Annotated in this window: 21 protein-coding genes; 8 read left to right on the top strand and 13 right to left on the bottom strand. The window is 65.9% G+C overall.

The genetic code is table 11. The features are described from left to right. Nucleotides 1-29: 29 nt before the first annotated feature. Nucleotides 30-1,289 carry a ferredoxin reductase family protein gene (locus HNQ66_RS05210; protein ID WP_184141585.1) on the bottom strand — a complete coding sequence of 420 codons (1,260 nt, stop codon included), beginning with the start codon at nucleotides 1,287-1,289 and terminating at the stop codon, nucleotides 30-32. Between the two features lie 364 nt (nucleotides 1,290-1,653). Here HNQ66_RS05210 and HNQ66_RS05205 point away from each other — a divergent pair, with 364 nt between their 5' ends. Then, nucleotides 1,654-2,271, top strand: coding sequence for a GntR family transcriptional regulator (locus HNQ66_RS05205; protein WP_184142229.1), 618 nt, complete (start codon nucleotides 1,654-1,656; stop codon nucleotides 2,269-2,271). Between the two features lie 54 nt (nucleotides 2,272-2,325). Here HNQ66_RS05205 and pyrG read toward each other — a convergent pair whose 3' ends face one another. The 3 genes from pyrG to tpiA all read right to left on the bottom strand — a co-directional run bounded on the left by pyrG (nucleotide 2,326) and on the right by tpiA (nucleotide 5,483). Further along, on the bottom strand, nucleotides 2,326-3,954 hold the full coding sequence (gene pyrG / locus HNQ66_RS05200) for a CTP synthase (RefSeq protein WP_184141582.1): 1,629 nt from the start codon (nucleotides 3,952-3,954) through the stop codon (nucleotides 2,326-2,328). A 144-nt stretch (nucleotides 3,955-4,098) separates the two neighbouring features. Beyond that, nucleotides 4,099-4,590 (bottom strand): preprotein translocase subunit SecG, encoded by a 492-nt coding sequence (secG, locus tag HNQ66_RS05195; protein WP_184141580.1) that lies wholly within the window; start codon nucleotides 4,588-4,590, stop codon nucleotides 4,099-4,101. A gap of 122 nt (nucleotides 4,591-4,712) precedes the next feature. After that, nucleotides 4,713-5,483, bottom strand: coding sequence for a triose-phosphate isomerase (gene tpiA, locus HNQ66_RS05190; RefSeq protein ID WP_184141579.1), 771 nt, complete (start codon nucleotides 5,481-5,483; stop codon nucleotides 4,713-4,715). A 157-nt stretch (nucleotides 5,484-5,640) separates the two neighbouring features. On the opposite strand from tpiA, the gene HNQ66_RS05185 reads away from it, so the two are divergent. Beyond that, nucleotides 5,641-7,197: a caspase family protein gene (locus HNQ66_RS05185; RefSeq protein ID WP_210308685.1), complete on the top strand. Its 1,557-nt coding sequence runs from the start codon at nucleotides 5,641-5,643 to the stop codon at nucleotides 7,195-7,197. A gap of 20 nt (nucleotides 7,198-7,217) precedes the next feature. Next, entirely contained in the window at nucleotides 7,218-7,880 is a 663-nt protein-coding gene (locus HNQ66_RS05180; RefSeq protein WP_184141578.1) for a hypothetical protein, read from the top strand. On the opposite strand, the gene HNQ66_RS05175 is transcribed toward HNQ66_RS05180, so the two are convergent. Then, nucleotides 7,881-8,771 (bottom strand): alpha/beta hydrolase, encoded by an 891-nt coding sequence (locus HNQ66_RS05175; protein WP_184141577.1) that lies wholly within the window; start codon nucleotides 8,769-8,771, stop codon nucleotides 7,881-7,883. A gap of 208 nt (nucleotides 8,772-8,979) precedes the next feature. Here HNQ66_RS05175 and parE point away from each other — a divergent pair, with 208 nt between their 5' ends. Then, nucleotides 8,980-11,034 carry a DNA topoisomerase IV subunit B gene (gene parE / locus HNQ66_RS05170; RefSeq protein WP_184141575.1) on the top strand — a complete coding sequence of 685 codons (2,055 nt, stop codon included), beginning with the start codon at nucleotides 8,980-8,982 and terminating at the stop codon, nucleotides 11,032-11,034. 70 nt (nucleotides 11,035-11,104) lie between these two features. Then, a complete protein-coding gene (locus HNQ66_RS05165; protein WP_184141573.1) occupies nucleotides 11,105-11,524 on the top strand; it encodes a hypothetical protein in 420 nt (139 codons plus the stop codon). A 193-nt stretch (nucleotides 11,525-11,717) separates the two neighbouring features. Here the strand turns inward: HNQ66_RS05165 and HNQ66_RS05160 are convergent, their stop codons facing one another. The 3 genes from HNQ66_RS05160 to HNQ66_RS05150 form a co-directional block, all read right to left on the bottom strand. Further along, complete coding sequence (locus tag HNQ66_RS05160) at nucleotides 11,718-12,845, bottom strand: DUF2336 domain-containing protein (RefSeq protein WP_184141571.1); 1,128 nt, start codon at nucleotides 12,843-12,845, stop codon at nucleotides 11,718-11,720. 109 nt (nucleotides 12,846-12,954) lie between these two features. Next, nucleotides 12,955-13,563, bottom strand: coding sequence for a flavin reductase family protein (locus HNQ66_RS05155; RefSeq protein WP_184142225.1), 609 nt, complete (start codon nucleotides 13,561-13,563; stop codon nucleotides 12,955-12,957). Between the two features lie 4 nt (nucleotides 13,564-13,567). Further along, the gene (locus HNQ66_RS05150; RefSeq protein WP_184141569.1) at nucleotides 13,568-14,152 is read right to left on the bottom strand and encodes a nitroreductase family protein; all 585 of its coding nucleotides are present in this window, start codon (nucleotides 14,150-14,152) and stop codon (nucleotides 13,568-13,570) included. Between the two features lie 101 nt (nucleotides 14,153-14,253). Here HNQ66_RS05150 and HNQ66_RS05145 point away from each other — a divergent pair, with 101 nt between their 5' ends. Continuing rightward, nucleotides 14,254-15,246, top strand: coding sequence for a hypothetical protein (locus tag HNQ66_RS05145; RefSeq protein ID WP_184141567.1), 993 nt, complete (start codon nucleotides 14,254-14,256; stop codon nucleotides 15,244-15,246). Here HNQ66_RS05145 and HNQ66_RS05140 read toward each other — a convergent pair. The 5 genes from HNQ66_RS05140 to HNQ66_RS05120 form a co-directional block, all read right to left on the bottom strand. Further along, nucleotides 15,243-16,079, bottom strand: coding sequence for a 1-acyl-sn-glycerol-3-phosphate acyltransferase (locus tag HNQ66_RS05140; RefSeq protein ID WP_184141565.1), 837 nt, complete (start codon nucleotides 16,077-16,079; stop codon nucleotides 15,243-15,245). The two genes, HNQ66_RS05145 and HNQ66_RS05140, sit on opposite strands and share 4 nt — an antisense overlap. Before the next feature lie 208 nt (nucleotides 16,080-16,287). Next, nucleotides 16,288-18,258 carry a threonine--tRNA ligase gene (thrS, locus tag HNQ66_RS05135; protein ID WP_184141563.1) on the bottom strand — a complete coding sequence of 657 codons (1,971 nt, stop codon included), beginning with the start codon at nucleotides 18,256-18,258 and terminating at the stop codon, nucleotides 16,288-16,290. 120 nt (nucleotides 18,259-18,378) lie between these two features. Continuing rightward, complete coding sequence (locus HNQ66_RS05130) at nucleotides 18,379-18,912, bottom strand: GNAT family N-acetyltransferase (RefSeq protein WP_184141561.1); 534 nt, start codon at nucleotides 18,910-18,912, stop codon at nucleotides 18,379-18,381. Between the two features lie 80 nt (nucleotides 18,913-18,992). Continuing rightward, complete coding sequence (gene yidD, locus HNQ66_RS05125; protein WP_184141559.1) at nucleotides 18,993-19,364, bottom strand: membrane protein insertion efficiency factor YidD; 372 nt, start codon at nucleotides 19,362-19,364, stop codon at nucleotides 18,993-18,995. A gap of 249 nt (nucleotides 19,365-19,613) precedes the next feature. Beyond that, complete coding sequence (locus HNQ66_RS05120) at nucleotides 19,614-20,060, bottom strand: iron-sulfur cluster assembly scaffold protein (protein WP_184141557.1); 447 nt, start codon at nucleotides 20,058-20,060, stop codon at nucleotides 19,614-19,616. A gap of 332 nt (nucleotides 20,061-20,392) precedes the next feature. Here HNQ66_RS05120 and folE point away from each other — a divergent pair, with 332 nt between their 5' ends. Both folE and hisI read left to right on the top strand, forming a co-directional pair. Continuing rightward, the gene (gene folE, locus HNQ66_RS05115) at nucleotides 20,393-21,004 is read left to right on the top strand and encodes a GTP cyclohydrolase I FolE (RefSeq protein ID WP_184141556.1); all 612 of its coding nucleotides are present in this window, start codon (nucleotides 20,393-20,395) and stop codon (nucleotides 21,002-21,004) included. A 34-nt stretch (nucleotides 21,005-21,038) separates the two neighbouring features. Further along, entirely contained in the window at nucleotides 21,039-21,491 is a 453-nt protein-coding gene (hisI, locus tag HNQ66_RS05110) for a phosphoribosyl-AMP cyclohydrolase (RefSeq protein ID WP_184141554.1), read from the top strand. The last annotated feature ends 273 nt before the right edge of the window (nucleotides 21,492-21,764 follow it).

Raw genomic sequence — 21,764 nt, 5'->3', positions numbered from 1 at the left:
TGCAGGCCCGAAAGCGTCGCCGGACCTGCCTACCGAAATTCGAAACGCTCGAACTCGACGCGGCGCGGCGCCTTGCCGAGGTCCTTCAATCCCTTCTCGATGGCGAGCCGCAGCGGCGGGGGCCCGCAGAACCAGAGGTCGGCCTCGGCCGGGTTCATCGCCGTACCGGAGACGAGCTTGCTCGCATCGAAGCGGCCGTCCGTCGCCGAATTGTGCAACACGAAGCTGAAATTCCCGAGCTTTTCGGCCTGCTTGCGGAACGTGTCGAGGCCGATCGCCTCGGCGCCGTCGCGCACGCAATAGACCATATGGATATCCTGCCCCTCGTCGCCCTTGAGCCGGCTCGCCATGGCGAGGAACGGCGTGACGCCGATGCCGCCGGCAAGCCAGATCTGCTTGTTGCCGCCGCGCCTGTGGTTGAAATGGCCGTAGCCGCCTTCGAGCGTCAGCGGATCGCCGACCGCCACGCCCTCGCGCAGCGCCTTCGTGTAGTCGCCGAGCGGCTTGATGGCGAAGCGCACGGTGCCGTCGTCCTCGATGCCGGCGATGGTGAAGGGATGCGGCTCGCGAAGGCCGGACTTGTTGACGCGGAAGAAACCGAACTGGCCGGGCAGCGCTTTCAGCTTGCGGCCGGTGGGCTTGGCCGTGATGATCGTCGCGCCGTCGTGTCGCACCACGTCCGCCACCTCGTATTTTCGCGTGCGCAGCCAGGGCAGAAGCTGCGTGTAGGCGTAGCTGGCGACGCCGAGGAGCGCGAAGAGGTTGAGATAGGTCGCCAGCAGCGCCGTGCTGTCATAGGGCCGCTTGATGAACATCTGGTGGAAGGCGACGAGAACGAAGAGAAGGCCGATGAAGCGGTGCGTGACGCGCCAGTACTGATAGGGGATCTGGAAGCGCGTCTTCGGGATGACCTTCACGATGGAGAGGATGAGCAGGAAGACGAAGCCGTAGAAGGCCCATTCGCCGGCCGTCTTGGCGAGCCTGTTAGAGCCGCTGGTGAGCGACAGGCCCTGGAAATCCGGCGTCACGAAGTAGTGCACGAGGATAAGACAGAGCACCGCGATGCCGATCTTGCGGTGGAACTGGTAGATGCGGTCGAGCCCGCCGAAGAGCTTTTCGATGAAGGGCGGGCGCGTCGCCATGAACTGCGCGATGCCCATGGCGACGAAAGCCATGGACGAGGCCATCAGGGAAAAGGTGGTGCCGGCATTGGTGTGACTGACGGCCGGCACGGCCAGCAGGCCGGCAAGGGCGATCAGGACGGTCGCGACAATGGAACCCGCAGTCAACGTATGCCCCCCACAAGTGCAACCAACGGTCCGGAATGCGGGCATGCTGGCAAGGCCCATGACATTCGTCAACCGCAATCCTCCTATCGACGGGCGGGCCGGCGGCTTTATTCGGGTGCATTCGGGAACGGGCCCGAAAAGTCCGGCGAATCCCTAATATGACAACGGAACGAAGCACATAAGAGGAGCGCCGGTTTTGCCTTCCTGCCGGCGTTCCGCCGGGCGGAAACCGTTGCGGGGGGCGATCGGGCAGGCTGGTTTACAGCAAGGCGCCGCGCCACAAGCCGCCTCTGATATATCACGCAGCTTGCCATCCGATTTGCGACATGCCACCATGTGATATATCAATCGGGACGACGGAATGATGGAAACCGCGGGCTCGCAGGCCCACCTCGCCTATCTCGCCCTCGAAGGGCTGATCGTCACGCTGAAGCTGAAGCCGGGCGCGCTCGTCACCGAGCGCCAGCTCATCGATCTGGCGGGCCTCGGCCGCACGCCGGTGCGCGAGGCGATCCAGAAGCTCGAATGGCAGGGCCTCATGGCCGTGCGCCCGCGCGCCGGCCTGCAGGTCACGGCCATCCGCCCGCAGGACCATGCCGAGGTGATGGCGACGCGCCGCCAGTTGGAGCCGATGGCGGCCGACCTCGTCGCGCGCCACGCGCAGGACAGTCACCGCGAGCGGCTCGTCGCCTGCGCGCAGACGATGACCGCCTGCTCCATCCGCTCCGATGTCGAGGGGTTTCTTGCCGCCGACAAGGATTTCGACGAGATCATGGAGGAGGCCTGCCCCAACCGCTTCCTGACGGCGGCGTTGGCGCCGCTCCAGACCCATTCGCGCCGCCTCTGGTTCACCCGCGCCGACAACCGGCACATGGACGGCTCGGTCGAGCGGCATGTGAAGGTCATTCGCGCCATTCGCAATGGCGACGGCCCGGCCGCCGCAACGGCCATGACCGAACTCCTCGACTATCTCTCCGCCTGAAAGAAAAAAGGCGGCCGATGGCCGCCCTTCCCTTCACGATCCCGAGGCCACGCCTCAGACGAGCCGGCTCTGTTCCAGCGCCGCTTCCACGAAGCTCGCGAAGAGCGGGTGCGGGTCGAGCGGGCGGCTCTTGAGTTCCGGGTGGTACTGCACGCCGATGAACCACGGGTGATCGGCATATTCCACCGTCTCGGGCAGAATACCGTCCGGCGACATGCCGGAGAAGACGAGGCCGCAGCTCTCCAGCCTGTCCTTGTAGTCGACATTCACCTCGTAGCGGTGGCGGTGGCGCTCGGAAATGTCGGTCGAGCCGTAGATGTCGGCGATCTTCGTGCCGCCCTTCAGCGCCGCGCGATAGGCGCCGAGGCGCATCGTGCCGCCGAGATCGCCCGAGGCGGAGCGCTTCTCCAGTTCGTTGCCCTTGACCCATTCGGTCATGAGGCCGACGACCGGCTCGGCGGTCTTGCCGAACTCCGTCGAGGAGGCCTTGTCGATGCCGGCGAGGTTGCGCGCCGCTTCCACGACGGCCATCTGCATGCCGAAGCAGATGCCGAAATACGGCACCTTGCGCTCGCGGGCGAAGCGCGCCGCGTTGATCTTGCCTTCCGAGCCGCGCTCGCCGAAGCCGCCCGGCACGAGGATGCCGTGCACCTTCTCCAGATACGGTGCCGGGTCTTCCTTCTCGAAGACCTCCGACTCGATCCATTCGAGCTTGACCTTGACGTGGTTGGCGATGCCGCCGTGGTAAAGCGCCTCGATCAGCGACTTGTAGGCGTCCTTGAGGCCGGTGTACTTGCCGACGATGGCGATCGTCACCTCGCCTTCCGGCGTCTTGATGCGCTCGGAAACGTCCTGCCAGGCTTCAAGGCGGGGCTTGGGCGCCGGCTCGATGCCGAAGGCGGCCAGAACCTCGTCGTCGAGGCCTTCCTTGTGATAGGCGAGTGGCACATCGTAGATCGACGAGACGTCGAGCGCCTGGATGACGGCGGAGGGACGAACGTTGCAGAAGAGCGAGAGCTTCTTGCGCTCGGCCTCCGGGATTTCCCGGTCGGCGCGCACGAGCAGGATGTCGGGATGGATGCCGAGGGCCTGCAGCTCCTTGACGGAATGCTGCGTCGGCTTGGTCTTGAGCTCGCCGGCCGCCGGGATATAGGGCATCAGCGTCAGGTGGACATAGACGGCCGTGCCGCGCGGCAGGTCGTTGCCGAGCTGGCGGATCGCCTCCATGAAGGGCATGGCCTCGATATCGCCCACCGTGCCGCCGATCTCGCAGATGACGAAGTCGTAGTCGTCATTGCCCTCGGTAACGAAGTTCTTGATCTCGTTGGTGACGTGCGGGATGACCTGCACCGTCGCGCCGAGATAGTCGCCGCGCCGTTCCTTGTCGATGATGTTCTTGTAGATGCGGCCAGTGGTGATGTTGTCGGTCTTGGTGGCGGAGCGGCCGGTGAAGCGCTCGTAGTGGCCGAGGTCGAGGTCGGTTTCCGCGCCGTCGTCGGTGACGAACACCTCGCCGTGCTGCGTCGGGCTCATCGTGCCCGGGTCGACATTGAGATAGGGGTCCAGCTTCCGGAGGCGCACGCGATAGCCGCGGGCCTGAAGAAGCGCTCCGAGTGCAGCGGCCGCGATGCCTTTTCCGAGGGAAGAAACCACGCCGCCAGTGATGAATACATATCGCGCCATGGGAGTCACCGGATACCTTTTCAAAATCGATTCCGCCACCGAAAAATCACCTTGGGCGTGATTTCGGAAGTCGCAATCGGCGTTTTACACAGAAGAAGGCCGGTTGGTTTGCGCCAACCGGCCGGTTTGTTCGGGTTTTGCGGCTTACTGGCCGCTCGGCACGCCGGCGTTGCCGCCCGTGCCCGTCGCGGCGCCCGCGCCGCTTTCCGTCGTCGTGGTCGCGCTGCCCGTGCCGGCACTGCCCTCGGTCGGAACGGCCTCGGTGCCGGTCGTGGCAGGCGTCTGGCTGGTCGTGCTGTTCTGGGTGCCCTGATTTTCCTGAGTGCCCTTGTTCTGGTCGCCGCCGCCGATGGCGTCGAGAACGCCGCCCGTGCCGGTCGTGCCCGGAATGCGGTCGAGAATGTCGATCGGGCTCGTCTGGTAGCGGGCGAGGATGCCCATGCCGAGCGCCAGGACGAAGAACAGCGTGGCGAGGATCGCCGTCGTGCGCGTCAGGGCATTGGCCGTGCCGCGGGCCGACATGAAGCCGGAACCGCCGCCGATGCCGAGGCCGCCGCCTTCGGACCGCTGGATCAGCACGACGCCGATCAGCGCGACTACGACCATGAGATAGATGACGAGCAAGATGGTCTGCATGTTTTCAAAGGTCCCGGCCAGACGGCCCAAATTCTATGTTTGCGGCTCAATATACCAAGCCGTGCGCCATTCCAAGCCCTTACCCGCCTTTTGCCAAAGGCAATCGCGGCAGGAGCGCGGGCTCAGGCCGTCAGCGCTTCGTATGCGCGGTAGATGGCAAGGAAGTCGTCGGATTTCAAGCTCGCGCCGCCGATCAGCGCGCCGTCGACATTCGCAACGCCCATCAGTTCCTTCGCATTGCCGGGCTTGACCGAACCGCCGTAGAGGATGCGCATCTTCGCGCCCTCCCCGGCAAAGCGTGCGGCAAGCTCGGCGCGCATGAAGGCATGCGCCTCCTCCACGTCCGCCGCCGTCGGCGTCAGCCCCGTGCCGATCGCCCAGACGGGCTCGTAGGCGATGACGGTGTTTTGCGCCGTCGCGCCGTCCGGCACGGACGCGGCAAGCTGGCTCTTCAGGACGTCGAGCGTCTTGCCGGCCTTGCGCTCGTCGCCCGTCTCGCCGATGCAGACGATGGCGACAAGGTCGTTCTGGTGGGCGATCTCCGCCTTGGCGCGCACCAGCGCGTCGCTTTCCTCATGGTCCGTGCGGCGCTCGGAATGGCCGACGATGACATGGGTGCCGAAGCAGTCGGCGATCATCTCGGCGGAGATATCGCCGGTATGGGCGCCGGAGGCCTTTTCGTGGCAGTCCTGCGCGCCGATCTGCAGCGGGCTGTCGTCGCAGAGCGCGGTCGCGACATAGAGGAGCGTCGCCGGCGGGCAGATCAGCGTCTCCACCTTCTGCGACAGCGGCCCCTTCACGCCCTCGGCCATCGCCTTGATCTCGCCGAGCGAGGTGCGCGTGCCGTTCATCTTCCAGTTTCCGGCGACGAGCGGGGTAACGTCGGGTGTCATGGGGCCTCCCAGGTCCTGAAGCATCGGTCGCATGCGGCGTAGCAAATCGGAACGCTCAAGAAAAGCGGTCTTCGATCCGGTAAATCCGAATAGGCGGGAGCGCTCGCCCGTATTAGGATCGACGCAAAAGGCGCCGGGGGACGGCTGGAACGGGCTCATGCTTGCCTCACGACTGGGCATCGTCCTGATTTTGACGACATTGCTGACCGCCGGCAGCACGGCGGCGCAGGAGACGCGCGGCCTGATGGGCATCAAGACCCGGGTCGAGACGACCGTATCCGGCGATACGCCGGCGGCGCCCGCCGCTGCGGCAAAGCGCATGGCGCTGGTCATCGGCATGTCCGCCTATACGTCCATCCCGCCCCTCAAGAACACGGCGTCCGATGCCCGCGCCGTCGGCGACATGCTGCAAAGGCTCGGCTTTGCCGTCGACCTCGCCATCGATATTCCGCTCGCGCAGATGCAGGAGACGGTCGCCGCCTTCTCGCGCCGGACCGAGACCGCCGACATCGCCCTCGTCTACTATGCCGGCCACGGCGTGGAGGCGGCCGGCGAAAACTACCTCGTGCCGGTGGATATCGACGTCAAGGACCCGTCGAGGATCCCGCAGCAGGCGATCAGCCTTTCCACGGTCTTCGCCAGCGTGGAGCATGCCCGCAAGCTGCGCATCGTCATCCTCGATTCCTGCCGCAACAACCCCTTCCCCACCCTCGTGAGCGCTGCCGCCGCCGATGGCGCGGCGGCAGCCGGCGGCGGGCTTGCCGCGCCGGATGCGTCCCAGGGCATGCTCGTCGTCTATGCCGCCGAGAGCGGCAAGGTGGCGCTCGACGGCGACGGCGAGCACAGCCCCTTCGCCACGGCGATCCTCGAGGACCTGCCCCGCCCGAATGTCGAGATCGGCCTCGTCTTCCGTCAGGTCCGCGACCGTGTCATGGCGCTAACGGCCAACCGCCAGCAGCCGCATTTCTACGGCTCGCTCTCGGGCGCGCCCTATTTCCTCGCCGGCGGGGACGCCGCCATGGCCGGGAACGCCGACAAGGCCTCGCAATGGCAGGCCTTGAAGCCCGATCAGGAAGTCCAGCTCGCGGCGCTTGCGGGCGAAGGCGATACGCGCGCCATGCTCGGCCTCGGCTACATGGCGCTGACGCCCGATTCGCGGAAATACCGGCCGGAAAAGGCCTTCGACCTCTTCCGCAAGGCCGCGGATGCGGGCGATGCCGAGGCGATGTTCGAGCTCGGCAAGCTCTACGAGAAGGGCATCGGCACCGCGCAGGACACGGCCGAAGCGCTGAAGCTCTACCAGCAGGCCGCCGATCTCGGTTTTGCCGACGCCATCAACGATCTCGGCTTCCTCTACTACCAGGGCACCGAGGGCCTGCCGCGCGACCCGAAGAAGGCGGTCGAGCTTTTCGTGCGGGCGGCGGACCTGCGCCATCCGCAGGCGATGTTCAACGTCGCCGCCCTCATCGACGACGGCCTCGTGCCGGGCAAGACGCCCGAAGACGCCGCGGCCTACCTCTACCAGGCGCTGCGCTCCGGCGTCGACGACGTGCTGGAGCAACTGACGAGCCGCCCGGCCATGTTCAAGCCGGAGACCCGCCGCGCGCTCCAGGCCGAATTGCGCCGCAACGATTTCTACGCCGGCGCCATCGACGGGGATATCGGCGCCGGCACGCAGCGCAGCATGCGCCTTGCCTTCGGCCGGGCGGAGTGACGGAACGAAGGGAGAGGATGATGCCCATATCCACAGTCGCGCGGTCGCTGGGCGTCGCGCTTCTCGCCGCAACCCTTGCGCTCGGCGGCGCCCGGGACGCCTACAGTCAGGCCGCGGGCGGTCCGGCGGGTGGTGGGGGCACAACAGGCGGCGGCACTACCGGCGGCGGCGGAACGACGACCGGCGGCAGCACGCCGCACGGCACCCGCAGCCTCGACCCGAACGTTTCCGGCCCGAGCGACTACGTGACCAACTCGATCGTCAAGAACATCCAGGCGATGCGCGCCGAATGCGCGGGCTACGATCCCGTCTATCGCATCGACTGTCTGAGCCAGCGCCTGCACGACATCACCGTTCGCATCCCCTCGGGCCCTGCCTATGGCCGGGTGCGGGAGATTCTCGGGCGTGCCTCCGGCAACCTTGCCCGCATCCAGGCGAACAATGCCGACCGCACGGCCAAGCGCCAGCGCTCGCGCGTCAACTCGCGGCTGAAGACGGCGCATACCTACGGCGCCGTCAAGCGCCAGAACCTGAAGCGGGCGATGGCCGAAGCGGTAAAGGTCATCGCGGAAGCCGAGACCCAGCTTCTGCGTGCGACGGAGAACTCGGACAGGCGCGCGAGCCACTACCGGCGGATCGCCGTCGCGCTCGGCTCCACCAAGGTCCTGCTGCGCTCGGCCTGATCAGCCCTTCTGGGCGAAGAGCCAGTTGAGCGTCTCGCGCCAGTCGGTCATGCGCACGGGCGTGCCGTGGCCGCCGGTCTGGAACAGCACGAAGCGCGTCGGGATGCCCGCCTTGCGCAGCTTGCGGAAGACGGCGATCTGGTCGTTGGCGGCATAGACGGGATCGCTGTCGCCATGGGTGAAGAAGACCGGCAGCTTCGCCTTGAAGGCCGGCGTCTTCGCATAGTCGCCGTCCGCCGCCCCGCCCATCAGCACCATGCCGGAAAGGCTCTTTACCGCAATCGGGTCGCGCACGACCCGCGCGCAGATGAAGCTACCCATCGAGGCGCAGGCGAGGATGACCGGCGCGTCCGGCGAGAGCGCCTTGGCGCGCAGGACGAGGCCCGAAATGCGGGCAGCCCCCTTCTCGTCGAAAGACGGCACGCTCGGCGCATAGTAGACGCCGCCGTTCTGCACCGCGAGGTTCTTGATGCGGTTGAAATTGCCGCCGAAATTCCAGTCGTTGTTGCCGAGCCGCCGGTCGCCGCCGCGCCCGTGGATGAAGATCACCGTGAAGGTCGCACCCTCGCTTTTGCCAGTCATGGCGACGTCGAGGGGACCGGCCGGCGTGTCGAGCGTCAGGTTCTTCTGCGCCTTCTTCACGGCGGTCGAGACATAGGCGGATTTCACGCGCCGCTCCGGGATCTGGTCGCGCCCGTTGATGTCGCGCATCTCCTGGTAATCGACGACGCGCAGCGTCCCGTCGTCCGCCGTCTCCACCACGGTGCCGTAGCCGAACAGGTCGTCCTTCCAGGGTTTCAGCGTCAGCGCCGCGGCGTCATGGACGGAGAAAGCGGCGAGGAACACGGCGAAAACCAGCCGGTAAAGGCAATGAACTGTGGACTGAGGCATGAACAGGCGCTCCCTTGGGCTGGCGATACTTGCCATTCGCCCGTGCGCAAAGCAATCCTCGCTCGACGGCCGGCCATGCCGGCATCGCGAAAATCCGCGGAATCTGGCAGGATCGCCGGTGATTCGCTGACGACCTCCCTCATGCCGCTCCCCGATCCGCCATGCCGGCAGGAACGAAGTGGCAAACGGAACAAACTCTGAACGGCCCATGCAAGACGACAGCAACGACCTCTTCGCCACCCTCCCCTCCCAGCCCGCGGCCGAACGCCCGGCGCCGGACGAAGCGCCGGTCCCTGCCCGCGCGGCGCCCCCCGCGGCATCCGGGGAAGGCTCCGGCGGCTACGACGCCTCGGCGATCCGCGTTCTGGAAGGGCTGGAGCCGGTGCGCATGCGCCCCGGCATGTATATCGGCGGCACGGACGAGAAGGCGCTGCACCATCTCTTCGCCGAAGTCATCGACAACTCGATGGACGAGGCCGTCGCGGGCCATGCGAACTTCATCGAGGTAAACCTCGACGCCGAAGGCTTCCTCACCGTCACCGACAACGGCCGCGGCATCCCGGTGGAGAACCATCCGCAGATGCCGGGCAAGTCCACGCTCGAAGTCATCCTCACGGTCCTTCACGCCGGCGGCAAGTTCGACGGCAAGGCCTACGAGACTTCCGGCGGCCTGCACGGCGTCGGCGTCTCGGTCGTCAACGCCCTCTCCGACCATCTCGAGGTCGAGGTCGCACGCAACCGCAAGCTCTACCGCCAGCGCTTTTCGCGCGGCAAGCCGGTCGCCCCGCTGGAAGAGCTCGGCGACGTGCACAATCGCCGCGGCACGAAAGTGCGCTTCCATCCGGACCCGGAGATCTTCGGTGCCCATGCCCGTTTCGATCCCGGCCGCGTCTTCCGCATGGCCCGCTCGAAGGCCTATCTCTTCGGCGGCGTGGAAATCCGCTGGAGCTGCGATCCCTCCCTCCTGCCGGAAGGCTCCGATACGCCGGAAAAGGCGGTCTTCCATTTCCCCGGCGGCCTCAAGGACTATCTGCAGGCGACGCTCGGCAAGGAATACACCGTCACCCGCGAGATCTTCGCCGGCAAGAGCGAGAAATCCGGCGGTCACGGCTCGCTGGAATGGGCCGTCACCTGGTACGGCGGCGATTCGCTGATCCATTCCTATTGCAACACCATCCCGACAGCCGACGGCGGCACGCATGAGGCGGGCCTCAGGATCGCCCTCACCAAGGGCCTAAAGAACTATGCCGAGCTGACGCAGAACAAGCGCGCGGCGGCGATCACCACCGACGACGTGATGATCTCGGCGGTCGGCATGCTCTCCGTCTTCATCCGCGAGCCGGAATTCGTCGGCCAGACCAAGGACAAGCTCGCGACCGTCGAGGCCCAGCGCATCGTCGAGAACGCGTTGCGCGACCCGTTCGACCATTATCTCGCCGACAATCCGGCGGAAGCGGCCAAGCTGCTCGACTGGGTGATCGAGCGCGCCGAGGAGCGCCTGCGCCGCCGCAAGGAAAAGGAAGTTTCCCGCAAAACCGCCGTGCGCAAGCTCCGCTTGCCCGGCAAGCTCGCCGATTGCTCGCAGAATTCCGCCGAGGGCGCCGAGCTCTTCATCGTCGAGGGCGATTCGGCCGGCGGATCGGCCAAGCAGGCGCGCAACCGCGCCAATCAGGCCATTCTCCCGTTGCGCGGAAAGATCCTCAACGTCGCCAGCGCCGGTCGTGAAAAGCTCGGCGCCAACCAGCAGATTTCCGATCTGGTGCAGGCGCTCGGCTGCGGCACGCGCTCGAAATACCGCGAGGAGGACCTTCGCTACGAGCGCGTCATCGTCATGACCGACGCCGACGTCGACGGCGCGCATATCGCCTCGCTGCTCATCACCTTCTTCTACCAGGAGATGCCGGACCTCATACGCGGCGGGCATCTCTACCTCGCCGTGCCGCCGCTCTACCGCATCAGCCAGGGCGGCAAGACGCTCTATGCGCGCGACGACCTGCACCGCGAGGAGTTGATGCGCACCGAGTTCAACGGCCGCGGCAAGGTGGAGATCGGCCGCTTCAAGGGCCTCGGCGAGATGCTGCCGGCACAGCTCAAGGAAACGACGATGGACCCCGCCAAGCGCACGCTCCTCAAGGTGGAGATCGACGACATCGACTTCGAGGGCACGCGCACGGCGGTCGACGACCTGATGGGCACCAAGCCGGAAGCCCGCTTCCGCTTCATCCAGGACCGCGCGGTCTTCGCCGAGAACCTCGACATCTGAGGTTTCCGCGCCTTATTTTCGCGGCAATGCCGGCCTGTAACCGGCTCCAACGAAGGCGGAAAGGACGGCCATGAAAGCTGCGCTCATCGTCATGACGATCATGGGCTGCGACGACAGCGCGACCCAGTGCCACTATATCGAGACGGTCGACCGGAACTGGCAGACCGTGGCGCTCTGCGACGCGCAGGCAGAGACCTGGATCAACAAGAACCAGGACAAGAACTACCCGGTGATCGTCGCGGTCTGCGAGACGGCCGGCAACCGCATGACGGCGGAAGAGGCCGATCCCGCTCCCGAGACGAAGGCCGCGGAGGCCGAAGTGCCCGTTCCGCAGGAAACCGCCGAAGCCCGGCAGAGCCTCGCCGCCCGCACGCTCGGCTTCGTCAAGCGCGCCATCCCCGACGCCGCCGCCCTCAAGAAAGCCGTCACCACGCCGGTGCGCTACGCCGAGGACGGTTATAGCTGGGTGGTGAAGCGCTTCGCCGATTGACCGGGAAAATCCGCACTCGCCGCGTGGATCCTCGGGTCTAGCCCGAGGATGACGGAGGGGAGGAGAAATTGCCCGTATATTGAACGGCGCGGCATATAGTGCCGTTGCGTCAGTCCGTCATCCTTTCCTTCCGCCGTCATCCTCGGGCTAGACCCGAGGATCCACGCGACACCCGCAGACGGTTCACGTTCCCTCACGCCGCCTCCCGCGTGGCGATCAGCGCATAGCTGCGCGCCGTCTGGCGCTGCTCGGCGATGACGAGGCGTTCGACGAGTTCCAGCATCGACTGGCAGGAGGCATTGCCCGCCGCGCGGGCGCGTGACAGGAGGCGTTCGGAAACGGAGAGCATACCGCCCTCCTCCTTCGCTTCGCTGCGCCAGAGCATCGTCGCCTCGGCGAAGAGCGCGCTGATATCGCGGCCGAGGCCGGCGGTCTCGTAGAGCGCGCGCACGGCCGCCTCGCGGCCATGCGAGAGGATGGAGCGCACGCGCCGCTCCGCCTGGCCGGAAAGATCGGTGATTGCCGCGGCGAAGAATTCCACCCGGCCGGTGCAGAGCGCATGCAGCAGGAAGACCGGCGTCAGCCGCCCGGCAAGGCGCAGGTGCTCGACGAGCGCCGGCATTTCCGCCGCCGTGACATCGCCCGCCATGCCGATCGTGGCAACGTCGCAGGCTTCCCGCGTGATGCGCTCGACGCGGCCTGTGCCGACGGCGGCCTGGATGAGCCCGAAGCCGGCAAGCGCCGTGCCGATCTTCTCGACCAGTGCCTGGCGCGCATCGCTCGGCAGGTCTTCCCGGTCGAGGAGCAGCGCGCGGATTTCCGCATCGTGGCCGAGACGGTCGGCAATGCGCGACAAGCTGCGGCGCGAGAAGGCCGCGCCTTCGTTTTCGAGGAGCGCCAGCACGTCCGGCACGTCGCCTACTTCAACAAGCGCCGCCGAGACGGGCCGCGAGACGGTGGCGCGGTGGGCGATCAGCATGCGCGTCACATCGCTGCCCTTGGCCGCAAGGTCGACGAGGTCGCCGTCCGTCAGGAGCTGCGAGCGCAGGATGATGTGGGCGGCGATTTCCGGCTGGTCCTCGGCAAGCGGCAGGATGACGGCGCGCGGCGCATCCTCGCAGTCGGCGAGCGCCTCGGCAAGGGCAAGCCGCACCTTGGGGGTGGGATCGTCGAGCAGGAAGATCATCGCCATTTCGGCGGCGCGGCGGTCGTCGGGCGCGATCCGGGAGCGCGCATAGGCCCGCGCCAGCACGCTCGCCGCCTTGGCCCTGTCCGCTGCCCTGGCGGTTTCCACCCAACGAAGAAATGCATGAACGATCAACGGAAGCCCCAAACGCCTGCACGACGACTATGGGAGCGAGGCTAGCGGCAAAGTGTTTAAGATTGGTTCACCATGTCCGTTAACCGTCCATCGGCCGGACGATGGCTCCTCACCCGGCCTTCGGCCGCATCATGGCGAAGACGTCGCTGCCGCCGTCGCAATAATCCATGTAGCCCATGCGGCCCAGCGGGCGGGCGGCGGCCATGTCGATCATGCCGTCGTTGAGGATTTCCGTACCGATATGGATGCCGACGACCTCGCCGAACACCACCCAGTTGTCCGATTCGCGCCCGTCGAGGCCGAGCGGCCGCAGGATCTGCGTCATCCGGCATTCGAGCGCGGCATGGGCCTCGCCCACATAGGGCGCATCGACGAGGCAGCCGGGCACGGGCGTCAGCGCCGCGATGGCGAACTCGTCCACCCCGCGCGGCACGGCGATCGAACTCGCATTCATCTTCTCCGCAAGGTCGCGGCTTGCCAGCGAGCAGGTGAAGACGCCGGTCTCCTCGATGTTCGTCACGCTGTCCTTGTGCCCCGAGGAGGAGAACATCACCAGCTTCGGCGTGTCGCTGACGGCGTTGAAGAAGGAATAGGGCGAAAGGTTCAGCCGCCCGTCCGCCGCCTTCGTGCCGATCCAGCCGATCGGCCGCGGCGCGACGATCGCCTTGAAGGGATCGTGCCGGAGGCCGTGGGCGTTCTCCGCCGTCCCGTAGAACAGGGCGTCAGGCGTCATCGCCCACCCATGCGACGATCTCCGAGAGTTCGGGCCGGGGCCGCTCCGTCGGCGGCACGGTCGGCGTGCCGATATGGACGAAACCGGCGATCCGCTCACCCTCGTTCACGCCGAGGATGGGATAGGCGCGCTTGTCGTAGGCGTACCATTCCGTCAGCCAGTTGGAGGCATAGCCGTGGGCATTGGCCGCCATGACGAGGTTGAGGCAGACGGCGCCTGCCGACATCAGCTGCTCCCATTCGGGGATTTTCACATGCGGCGCCGCGCGGCTGACGACGGCGATCACCACCGGCGCGCGGGTGAGCCGGGTGTTCTCCACCTTCACCATCTCTTCCGAAAGGTCCGGCTTGTCGGCCACGGCGATCTTTGCAAGCGCCTCGCTGATGCGCTGGCGCTCGGCGCCGCGATAGACGATGAAGCGCCAGGGGGCGAGCTTGCCGTGGTCCGGCACGCGCGAGGCGAGTTTCAGGATATCCTCGACCTCGCCCTTCGACGGGCCCGGCCCGCTCATCTGGAAGGCGGGGATCGACCGGCGGGTCGAAAGATAATCGATCAGCTTGATTTCGGTTTTCATCGGGAGGGAGTTCCAATATCTTGGCCCGCGAACGCGGCCTTGAAAATGTCATTAGCCGGGTCTTCAAGTGGCCCCATACCGTCAGGAAGTCAACCGTTCCCATGCGCATGCCGATTCGATCCGCCGTTGCCGTGAGCTTCGCCGTGGCGAGCCTCGCCCTAGCGTTCGCGCCGGCGCGCGCGCAGGATCCGCTGGAGAGCTTCTCGCAGATCCAGACGCCGCTGAAGGGCGGCAAGCTCACCTCGTTCAACCCCATCGTCACCGGCGAGGCGACGGCCAAGAACCTCAAGGACATCACCTGCGAGGCGCTCCTGACCAAGGACGGCCAGCCGATGCAGCATGGCCTGACCTGGCGCGTCTTCTCGCCCATCCCGGCCGCCGACGGCAAGCTGCCGCTGCTGGCGACCTCCGAGGGCGGCTCGGCCGCCTTCCAGCTCGTGCCGGGGGAATATTTCGTCAACGTCGCGTTCGGGCGCGCCGGCGCGACGAAGAAGCTGGTGGTTCCCGAATCCGGCGGCGTCGACAAGCAGGTCATGGTGCTCGATGCCGGCGGCATCATGCTGAACGCCGTGTCCGGCGCCGACGTGCGCATCCCCCCGAAGGAGCTGAGCTTTGCCATCTACGCCGCGGAAGTGCGCGAGGACGGCGAACGCAACCTCGTCGTCGACGACGTGAAGCCGAATTCCGTCGTGCGCCTCAACGCCGGCACCTACCATGTCGTTTCCGACTACGGCACGGTGAACGCGGTGATCCGCGCCGATATCCAGGTGGAAGCCGGCAAGCTGACGCGCGCGACGATCCAGCACCGCGCGGCCAAGCTCACGCTCAAGCTCGTCTCCGAGCCGGGCGGCGAGGCGATCGCCGATACGGCCTGGTCGATCCTCACCGCCTCGGGCGATACGGTCAGCGAAAGCGTCGGCGCCTTCCCCACGCTCGTCCTTGCCGAAGGCAGCTACATCGCCGTCGCCCGCAACAAGAACAAGATCTACCAGCGCGATTTCTCCGTGCAGGCCGGCGTCAACACCGATGTCGAAGTGCTGCTCGACGAGAAGGCCAACGAGCAGAAGGCCGCCGCCGAGGACGTGGTGGACTAGCCTGCCCGGCGCAGGAACGGCTTTCGCACCGGCGCCATGGCGAACACCGCATCATAAAGCCGCGCCGTCAGCGTCTTGCGGTCGCCCGCCTCAAGCTCCGGCCATGAAAGCACGTCACCGATGCGTGCGGCGATGGTCGTGCCGGAGAGGCGGCGGAATTCGCGGATCAGCAGCGACAGCCGCAGCGTCAGCGAGACCTTGCTGGCAAGGTGGAAGAGCCGCCCGTTCTGCCCCTCGAAATAGACCGGGATGACGCTCGCCTGCGCCGCCCGGATGAGCTTTGCCGGGAACATCTTCCACGGCAGGTCCTGCGCCCGGCCGAAAACCTTCCTTGCCGTCGCGACGCCGCCCGCCGGGAAGACGACGACCGTCGTGCCCTCCTTCAGGAGCCGCACCGCCTCGGCGCGGGTCTTCATGTTGAGCGCCAGCGCCTCCTTCGTCTCCTCGAAGGAGACCGGCAGCGCATAGGGCCGCATCTCCGGCACCTTGAGGAGGTCGTTGTGGATCATCACCCTGAACGGCCGCCCGAGTTGCTCGGCAAGCGCCAGCACCGCGATCCCGTCGCCGATGCCGAAGGGATGGTTGGCGACGATGACGACCGGCCCCTCCGGCAGGCCCGCCGGCGGCCAGGCGCCTTCGACACGCAGCCGCACGTCGATGAGATCGAGCATGTCGCCAAAGACGCGCGCGCTTCGCCCCACCACCGAGGTGCGCCAGGTCTCGTAGAGCCGGGCATAATGGTCCCGCCCGGAAAGCCCCTCCATGGAGCGGATGAACCATCGTTTGAGGCGCGGATCGTTCTCGTTGGCGTAGGTAAGTTCGCTGAACCGCACGGTGGTCCCCATAACTGCCGCATCGGTGCTGTAAGTCGCGCCATCCCCGTATCCGTCATTCTCGGCCTTGAGCCGAGAATCCATGCCGCGGGCGCAGGTGGATCCTCGGGTCAGGCCCGAGGATGACGACGGAGAGGCGGGCGCCAGAAACGGCCGATCCCGTGCCGGATAGCACGGGATCATTGCAGTTTTCCGACAGGCCGGCGGCTTACGCCTTGCCGAGCTTGCGCTTCAGGTCCGGCGGCATGGCTTCAAGGGAGAGCGCCTCGATGGCCTCGGAGAGCGGCATGGCCGTCTGGTTCTGCGAACCGAGGCGGCGGACGTTGACGGAGCGTTCTTCCGCCTCGCGCTTGCCGCAGACGATGATGACGGGGACCTTGGTCACCGAATGCTCGCGGACCTTGTAGTTGATCTTCTCGTTGCGAAGATCGGTCTCGACGGTGAGGCCCGCATCGCGCAGCTTCTCAGCCACCTCGCGGGCATAGTCGTCCGCTTCCGAGGTGATCGTCGCGACCACCACCTGCAGCGGCGCGATCCACAGCGGCATGTGGCCGGCGAAGTTCTCGATGAGGATGCCGAGGAAGCGTTCCATCGAGCCGCAGATGGCGCGGTGGATCATCACCGGCTGACGCTTTTCCGACGCCTGGTCGATGTAGAAGGCGCCGAAGCGTTCCGGCAGGTTAAAGTCGACCTGCGTGGTGCCGCACTGCCATTCGCGGCCGATGGCGTCCTTCAGCGTATACTCGAACTTCGGCCCGTAGAACGCGCCCTCGCCCGGCAGGATGCCGGTCTTGATGTTGTTCGACTGCTGCTGGATCGTCTCCAGAACGCCCTTCATCACGCTTTCCGCACGGTCCCAGAGATCATCCGAGCCGACGCGCTTTTCCGGCCGGGTCGAGAGCTTGATCGTGACCTCGTCGAAGCCGAAGTCCTTGTAGACCGAGAGGATGAGGTCGTTGATGCGCAGGCATTCCGCCGCCATCTGCTCGTCGGTGCAGAAGACATGCGCGTCGTCTTGCGTGAAGCCGCGCACGCGCATCAGCCCGTGCAGCGCGCCGGACGGCTCGTAGCGATGAACGTTGCCGAATTCCGCAAGGCGGACAGGCAGTTCCCGGTAAGACTTCAAGCCGTGCTTGAAGATCTGCACATGGCCCGGGCAGTTCATCGGCTTCAGCGCGAAGACGCGCTCGTCGTCAGTCTCGTCACCCGCGACGGTCACCTTGAACATGTTGTCGCGATACCAGGTCCAGTGGCCGGAGGTCTCCCACAGCGACTTGTCGAGCACCTGCGGGGCGTTCACCTCCTCATAGGTGCCGGCAAGGCGGCGGCGCATGTAGGCGACAAGTGTCTGGAACATGCGCCAGCCCTTGCCGTGCCAGAAGACGACGCCCGGCCCTTCCTCCTGGAAATGGAAGAGATCCATTTCGCGCCCGAGCCGGCGATGATCACGCTTTTCGGCCTCGGCGAGGATGTTGAGATAGGTGTCGAGCTCCTCCTGCGTGCGCCAGGCGGTGCCGTAGATGCGCGTCAGCATCGGATTGTTCGAATCGCCGCGCCAGTAAGCGCCCGCGACCTTCATCAGCTTGAAGGCCGTGCCGATCTGGCCGGTCGAGGCCATGTGCGGCCCGCGGCAGAGGTCGAACCAGTCGCCCTGATAGTAGATCTTGAGGTCCTGCCCCTCGGGGATCGCATCGACCAGCTCGACCTTGTAGTTCTCGCCCTTGGCGGCGAAGACGTCCTTCGCCTTGGCGCGCGGCCAGACTTCCTTGGTGAAGGGCTTGTTGCGCTGGATGATCTCCTTCATGCGCTTTTCGATCTTGGGCAGATCGTCCGGCGTGAAGGGCTCGTTCTTGGCGAAGTCGTAGTAGAAGCCGTTGTCGATGACCGGGCCGATGGTCACCTGCGTTCCCGGCCACAGTTCCTGCACGGCCTCGGCCATCACATGGGCCGCATCGTGGCGGATGAGCTCCAGCGCGCGGTCGTCCTCGCGGGTGACGATCTCGATCCGCCCGTTGGAAACGGGGTCGGAGAGATCGCGCAGCTCGCCGTCGAGCGCAATCGCGACCGCCTTCTTGGCAAGCGACTTGGAAATCGCCTCGGCGACGTCACGGCCCGTCGAGCCCGCGGGATATTCACGGACGGAGCCGTCGGGAAAAGTCAGGGAAACAGGTGCAGACATTCAAAAATCTCCTATCCAGTCCCGCCAACGAATGCGGGTGGTATGCGAGGGAAAAGCCGGGGATTCCGGCGCGTTGCGTCGCGCGGTATACGGGGAAAACCGGGGGATTGGAAGAGGCGGCTAGCCACCGCGCCACTCAGAACGCGTCACCGCGTACCATACTTCGCCCTCCTCCGCGCCCGGAATGGGATCGGACCACTCGATATGGTCCGTGCGGATATGGGTCATGCCGACCTTTTCCATCACGCGGCGCGAGGCGCGGTTCACCGCCATGGTGCAGGCCACGATCCGGTCATAACCTTCGTTGCCGAACCCCCAGTCGATGAGGGCCGAAGCGCCTTCCGAAGCGAGCCCCTGCCCCCAGTCCATCCGGCGCAGGCGATAGCCAAGCTCGGCTTCTCCTTCCTTTTCCGGCCACAGGCAGAACCAGCCGACGAACGCATTGCCGTCCGTCCGCCGCGCCGTCCAGACATAGGGCTCCGTTCCCCGCGGCATGAGGTACGTCGCATCCGGATCGGCCTCCTCCCTGTCGACGGCGCGCCCGCCGTTGAGAAAGAGCATGACCTCGGGATCGCGCTCGAGGGCGATGAAATCGGCCAAGTCGCCGGGGCGGCACGGGGTGAGCGTCAGTCGCATGGTCTGCAGAACGGCCATTTCGATCCCCCATCATCCAGGTATTGCGGCAAGGCCGTTGACGGTATTGCGGAGCGTGCCGATGCGGAATTTCTTCGTCGTCAACAGCCGCGCTCCGCCTTCGAAACACGCCACAGCCGCCACGGCGCCCACCAGGCAAGGCGGGGCTCCAGCGCCTCCGGCACGGGATCGAAACCATGCGTGCCGCCCGGCCCGCAGCGGGCGAAGCGGAACAGCGCCATGAACCCGCCGCGCCAGAGGCCATGGCGCGCAACGGCCTCGTAACCGTATTCCGAGCAGGTCGGCAGGTGACGGCAGGAATTGCCGATGAAGCCTGACAGCGTGAGCTGGTAGAGGCGGATGAAGCCCATGCCGAACAGCCGCCCCGGCGTCTTGCGAAACGGGCCATTCCAGTTGCGGCCGCGGTAGCGGAGGCGTTCGGGAGGATGGTTGCAGTCGGGAGCGTTACACATCGGCGCGCCTCGCGAGAACTGCGCCCGTGTTACCCCCCTCTGGCCTGCCGGCCATCTCCCCCTCAAGGGGGGAGATCGGCAAGACGCCAGACCTTTGCCCAAATTGCAGCGTTGAAGAGAGACGAAACAGTGCTCCATCCAATCTCCCCCCTTGAGGGGGAGATGGCCGGCAGGCCAGAGGGGGGTGCGACCGCAACAGCGACATTTCCTTGTGCAAGAAGCCTTCCGACAATGCGGAGTTCATCACCCTCACCCGGCCGTTTCCAGCCGCTTCGCCTCGATCTGGCCGATGGCATCCACCACGGCGTCGAAGGTCAGCATGGTGGAGGCGTGGCGGGCCTTGTAGTCTTTCACGGGCTTCAGGAAACGCATGTCCTCGAACCGGCCGGAAGGGCCTTCGCCGTCCGCCTTCAGCATGGCAAGCATGTCCTCGCGCGCCTTGCGGATTTCGTCCACCGTCGCGCCGACGACATGGCGTGCCATGATGGAGGAGGACGCCTGGCCGAGCGCGCAGGCCTTCACCTCATGGGCGAAATCGCTGACACGGTCGCCGTCGAGCTTGAGATAGACCTTCACGCGAGAGCCGCAGAGCTTGGAATGGGCGCCCGCTTCTGCGTCTGCGTCGGGGAGCGTGCCGATGCGCGGAATGTTGCCGGCGAACTCCAGGATACGGCTGTTGTAGATATCGTCCATCATGGCCACGTTTTCCGCCTTTTTAGCCGAATCTTCAAGGATTCGGGGAGATTATTCCGGCGCGGTCGGGAAAAAAGCACGGCGTGTCGCCCTCGGCCTCTTTCGCACTCCGTCATCGATACTATATGATAACTCGTATTGGGGTGAGGGTTTTGCAAGATGCGGGGCCATCACCTGTTGTTTGGGAAACCGTGCCGGACGGTCGACGCACTGCTGAGCGAAGACCCGAAAGCCCCGGAGCCCGCCAACGGAACCCAAGCCTGCAGGGTTAGGCGAATGGCCAGTGGCGAGTCCGATAAACACGTCAGGTAACCTGCAGAAAGGTCAATGGGTCCATGGACGCCATCGTCACCAATTTTCCGCGTATCGACGAACAGTCGGGCCGCCCCACGCAGAAGGAAGCCGAGGACGCCGTGCGCGTCCTGCTCCGCTGGGCCGGCGACGACCCGGAACGCGAAGGCCTGCTCGATACGCCGGCCCGCGTCGCAAAAGCTTATCGCGAGCTCTTCTCCGGCTATGACCTTGCCGCCGAGGACGTGCTTGGCCGCACCTTCGAGGAGGTCGCCGGCTATGACGACATGGTGCTGGTGAAGGACATCCCGTTCTTCTCGCATTGCGAGCACCATATGGTGCCGATCATCGGCAAGGCGCATGTCGCCTATCTTCCGAACGGCCGTGTCCTGGGTCTTTCCAAGATCGCCCGTGTCGTCGAGATCTACGGCCGCCGCCTGCAGACGCAGGAGACCATGACGGCGCAGATCGCCAAGGCGATCGACGAGACGCTGAACCCGCGCGGCGTCGCCGTGATGATCGAGGCCGAGCATATGTGCATGGCGATGCGCGGCATCCAGAAACAGGGCTCGACAACCCTCACCACCACATTTACGGGTACGTTCAAGACCGAGCCGGCCGAACAGGTCCGGTTCATGACGATGATCCGGAGCTAGGCGAGGACCGGCTTCGCCAAGGAAGCCGAGAGCCATGACGATCACCTTCAAAGCCCCCTCCGCGGACAAGGCCGAGCTCGAAACGGGTTCGGCCTTCACGCCCCGTTTCGACGAGCACGGCCTCGTGACGGCGGTGGTGACGGACGCGAAGGACGGCGAACTGCTGATGGTCGCGCACATGAACGCCGAGGCGCTGGCGCTCACCGTCGAGACGGGCATTGCCCACTACTGGAGCCGCTCGCGCAAGGCGCTGTGGAAGAAGGGCGAGACCTCCGGCAACCTCCAGACCGTCGTGGAGATGCGCACGGACTGCGACCAGGATGCCGTCTGGCTGAAGGTCTCCGTCGCCGGCCACGACGCCACCTGCCACACCGGCCGGCGCTCCTGCTTCTACCGCACCGTTTCGAACGGGCCGGACGGTGCGACGCTTGCGATCACCGGCGGCGCGCCGCAGTTCGATCCGGCGGCGGTGTACAGGAAAAATTAAGCATCCAGGCGTTTTCCGCTCCGTTCCGGCACGGATTCATCCTTTGGCAACGGGTGCGGACGCCTAATCGCTCCTATGGCGGCCTTTATCCCCGCCATGTGGATCAGGACATGGAACACCATCGCTCGCGTGCGTCACGGCCGGTTTCCAAAGCCACCCCTCCGGGGAAGACGATCCTGCGGCCACTCCTTCTCCTTCAGCCTGGACCGGATGCACCGGGAACCCGTTTCGAGCGCCGTTTCGCGCCCGAAGTTCCTCGCGTCACAGACTGCG

The sequence above is a fragment of the Shinella fusca genome, from assembly GCF_014203155.1.
Taxonomy (GTDB): Bacteria; Pseudomonadota; Alphaproteobacteria; order Rhizobiales; family Rhizobiaceae; genus Shinella; species Shinella fusca.
This window is presented reverse-complemented; position numbering and strand designations above follow the sequence as displayed.

Coding starts and splice junctions, on each gene's coding strand:
- HNQ66_RS05205 (WP_184142229.1), top strand. CDS start 1,654: ATGGAAACCGCGGGCTCGCAGGCCCACCTCGCCTATCTCGCCCTCGAA.
- pyrG (WP_184141582.1), bottom strand. CDS start 3,954: ATGGCGCGATATGTATTCATCACTGGCGGCGTGGTTTCTTCCCTCGGA.
- secG (WP_184141580.1), bottom strand. CDS start 4,590: ATGCAGACCATCTTGCTCGTCATCTATCTCATGGTCGTAGTCGCGCTG.
- tpiA (WP_184141579.1), bottom strand. CDS start 5,483: ATGACACCCGACGTTACCCCGCTCGTCGCCGGAAACTGGAAGATGAAC.
- HNQ66_RS05185 (WP_210308685.1), top strand. CDS start 5,641: ATGCTTGCCTCACGACTGGGCATCGTCCTGATTTTGACGACATTGCTG.
- HNQ66_RS05180 (WP_184141578.1), top strand. CDS start 7,218: ATGCCCATATCCACAGTCGCGCGGTCGCTGGGCGTCGCGCTTCTCGCC.
- HNQ66_RS05175 (WP_184141577.1), bottom strand. CDS start 8,771: ATGCCTCAGTCCACAGTTCATTGCCTTTACCGGCTGGTTTTCGCCGTG.
- parE (WP_184141575.1), top strand. CDS start 8,980: ATGCAAGACGACAGCAACGACCTCTTCGCCACCCTCCCCTCCCAGCCC.
- HNQ66_RS05165 (WP_184141573.1), top strand. CDS start 11,105: ATGAAAGCTGCGCTCATCGTCATGACGATCATGGGCTGCGACGACAGC.
- HNQ66_RS05150 (WP_184141569.1), bottom strand. CDS start 14,152: ATGAAAACCGAAATCAAGCTGATCGATTATCTTTCGACCCGCCGGTCG.
- HNQ66_RS05145 (WP_184141567.1), top strand. CDS start 14,254: ATGCGCATGCCGATTCGATCCGCCGTTGCCGTGAGCTTCGCCGTGGCG.
- thrS (WP_184141563.1), bottom strand. CDS start 18,258: ATGTCTGCACCTGTTTCCCTGACTTTTCCCGACGGCTCCGTCCGTGAA.
- HNQ66_RS05130 (WP_184141561.1), bottom strand. CDS start 18,912: ATGGCCGTTCTGCAGACCATGCGACTGACGCTCACCCCGTGCCGCCCC.
- yidD (WP_184141559.1), bottom strand. CDS start 19,364: ATGTGTAACGCTCCCGACTGCAACCATCCTCCCGAACGCCTCCGCTAC.
- HNQ66_RS05120 (WP_184141557.1), bottom strand. CDS start 20,060: ATGATGGACGATATCTACAACAGCCGTATCCTGGAGTTCGCCGGCAAC.
- folE (WP_184141556.1), top strand. CDS start 20,393: ATGGACGCCATCGTCACCAATTTTCCGCGTATCGACGAACAGTCGGGC.
- hisI (WP_184141554.1), top strand. CDS start 21,039: ATGACGATCACCTTCAAAGCCCCCTCCGCGGACAAGGCCGAGCTCGAA.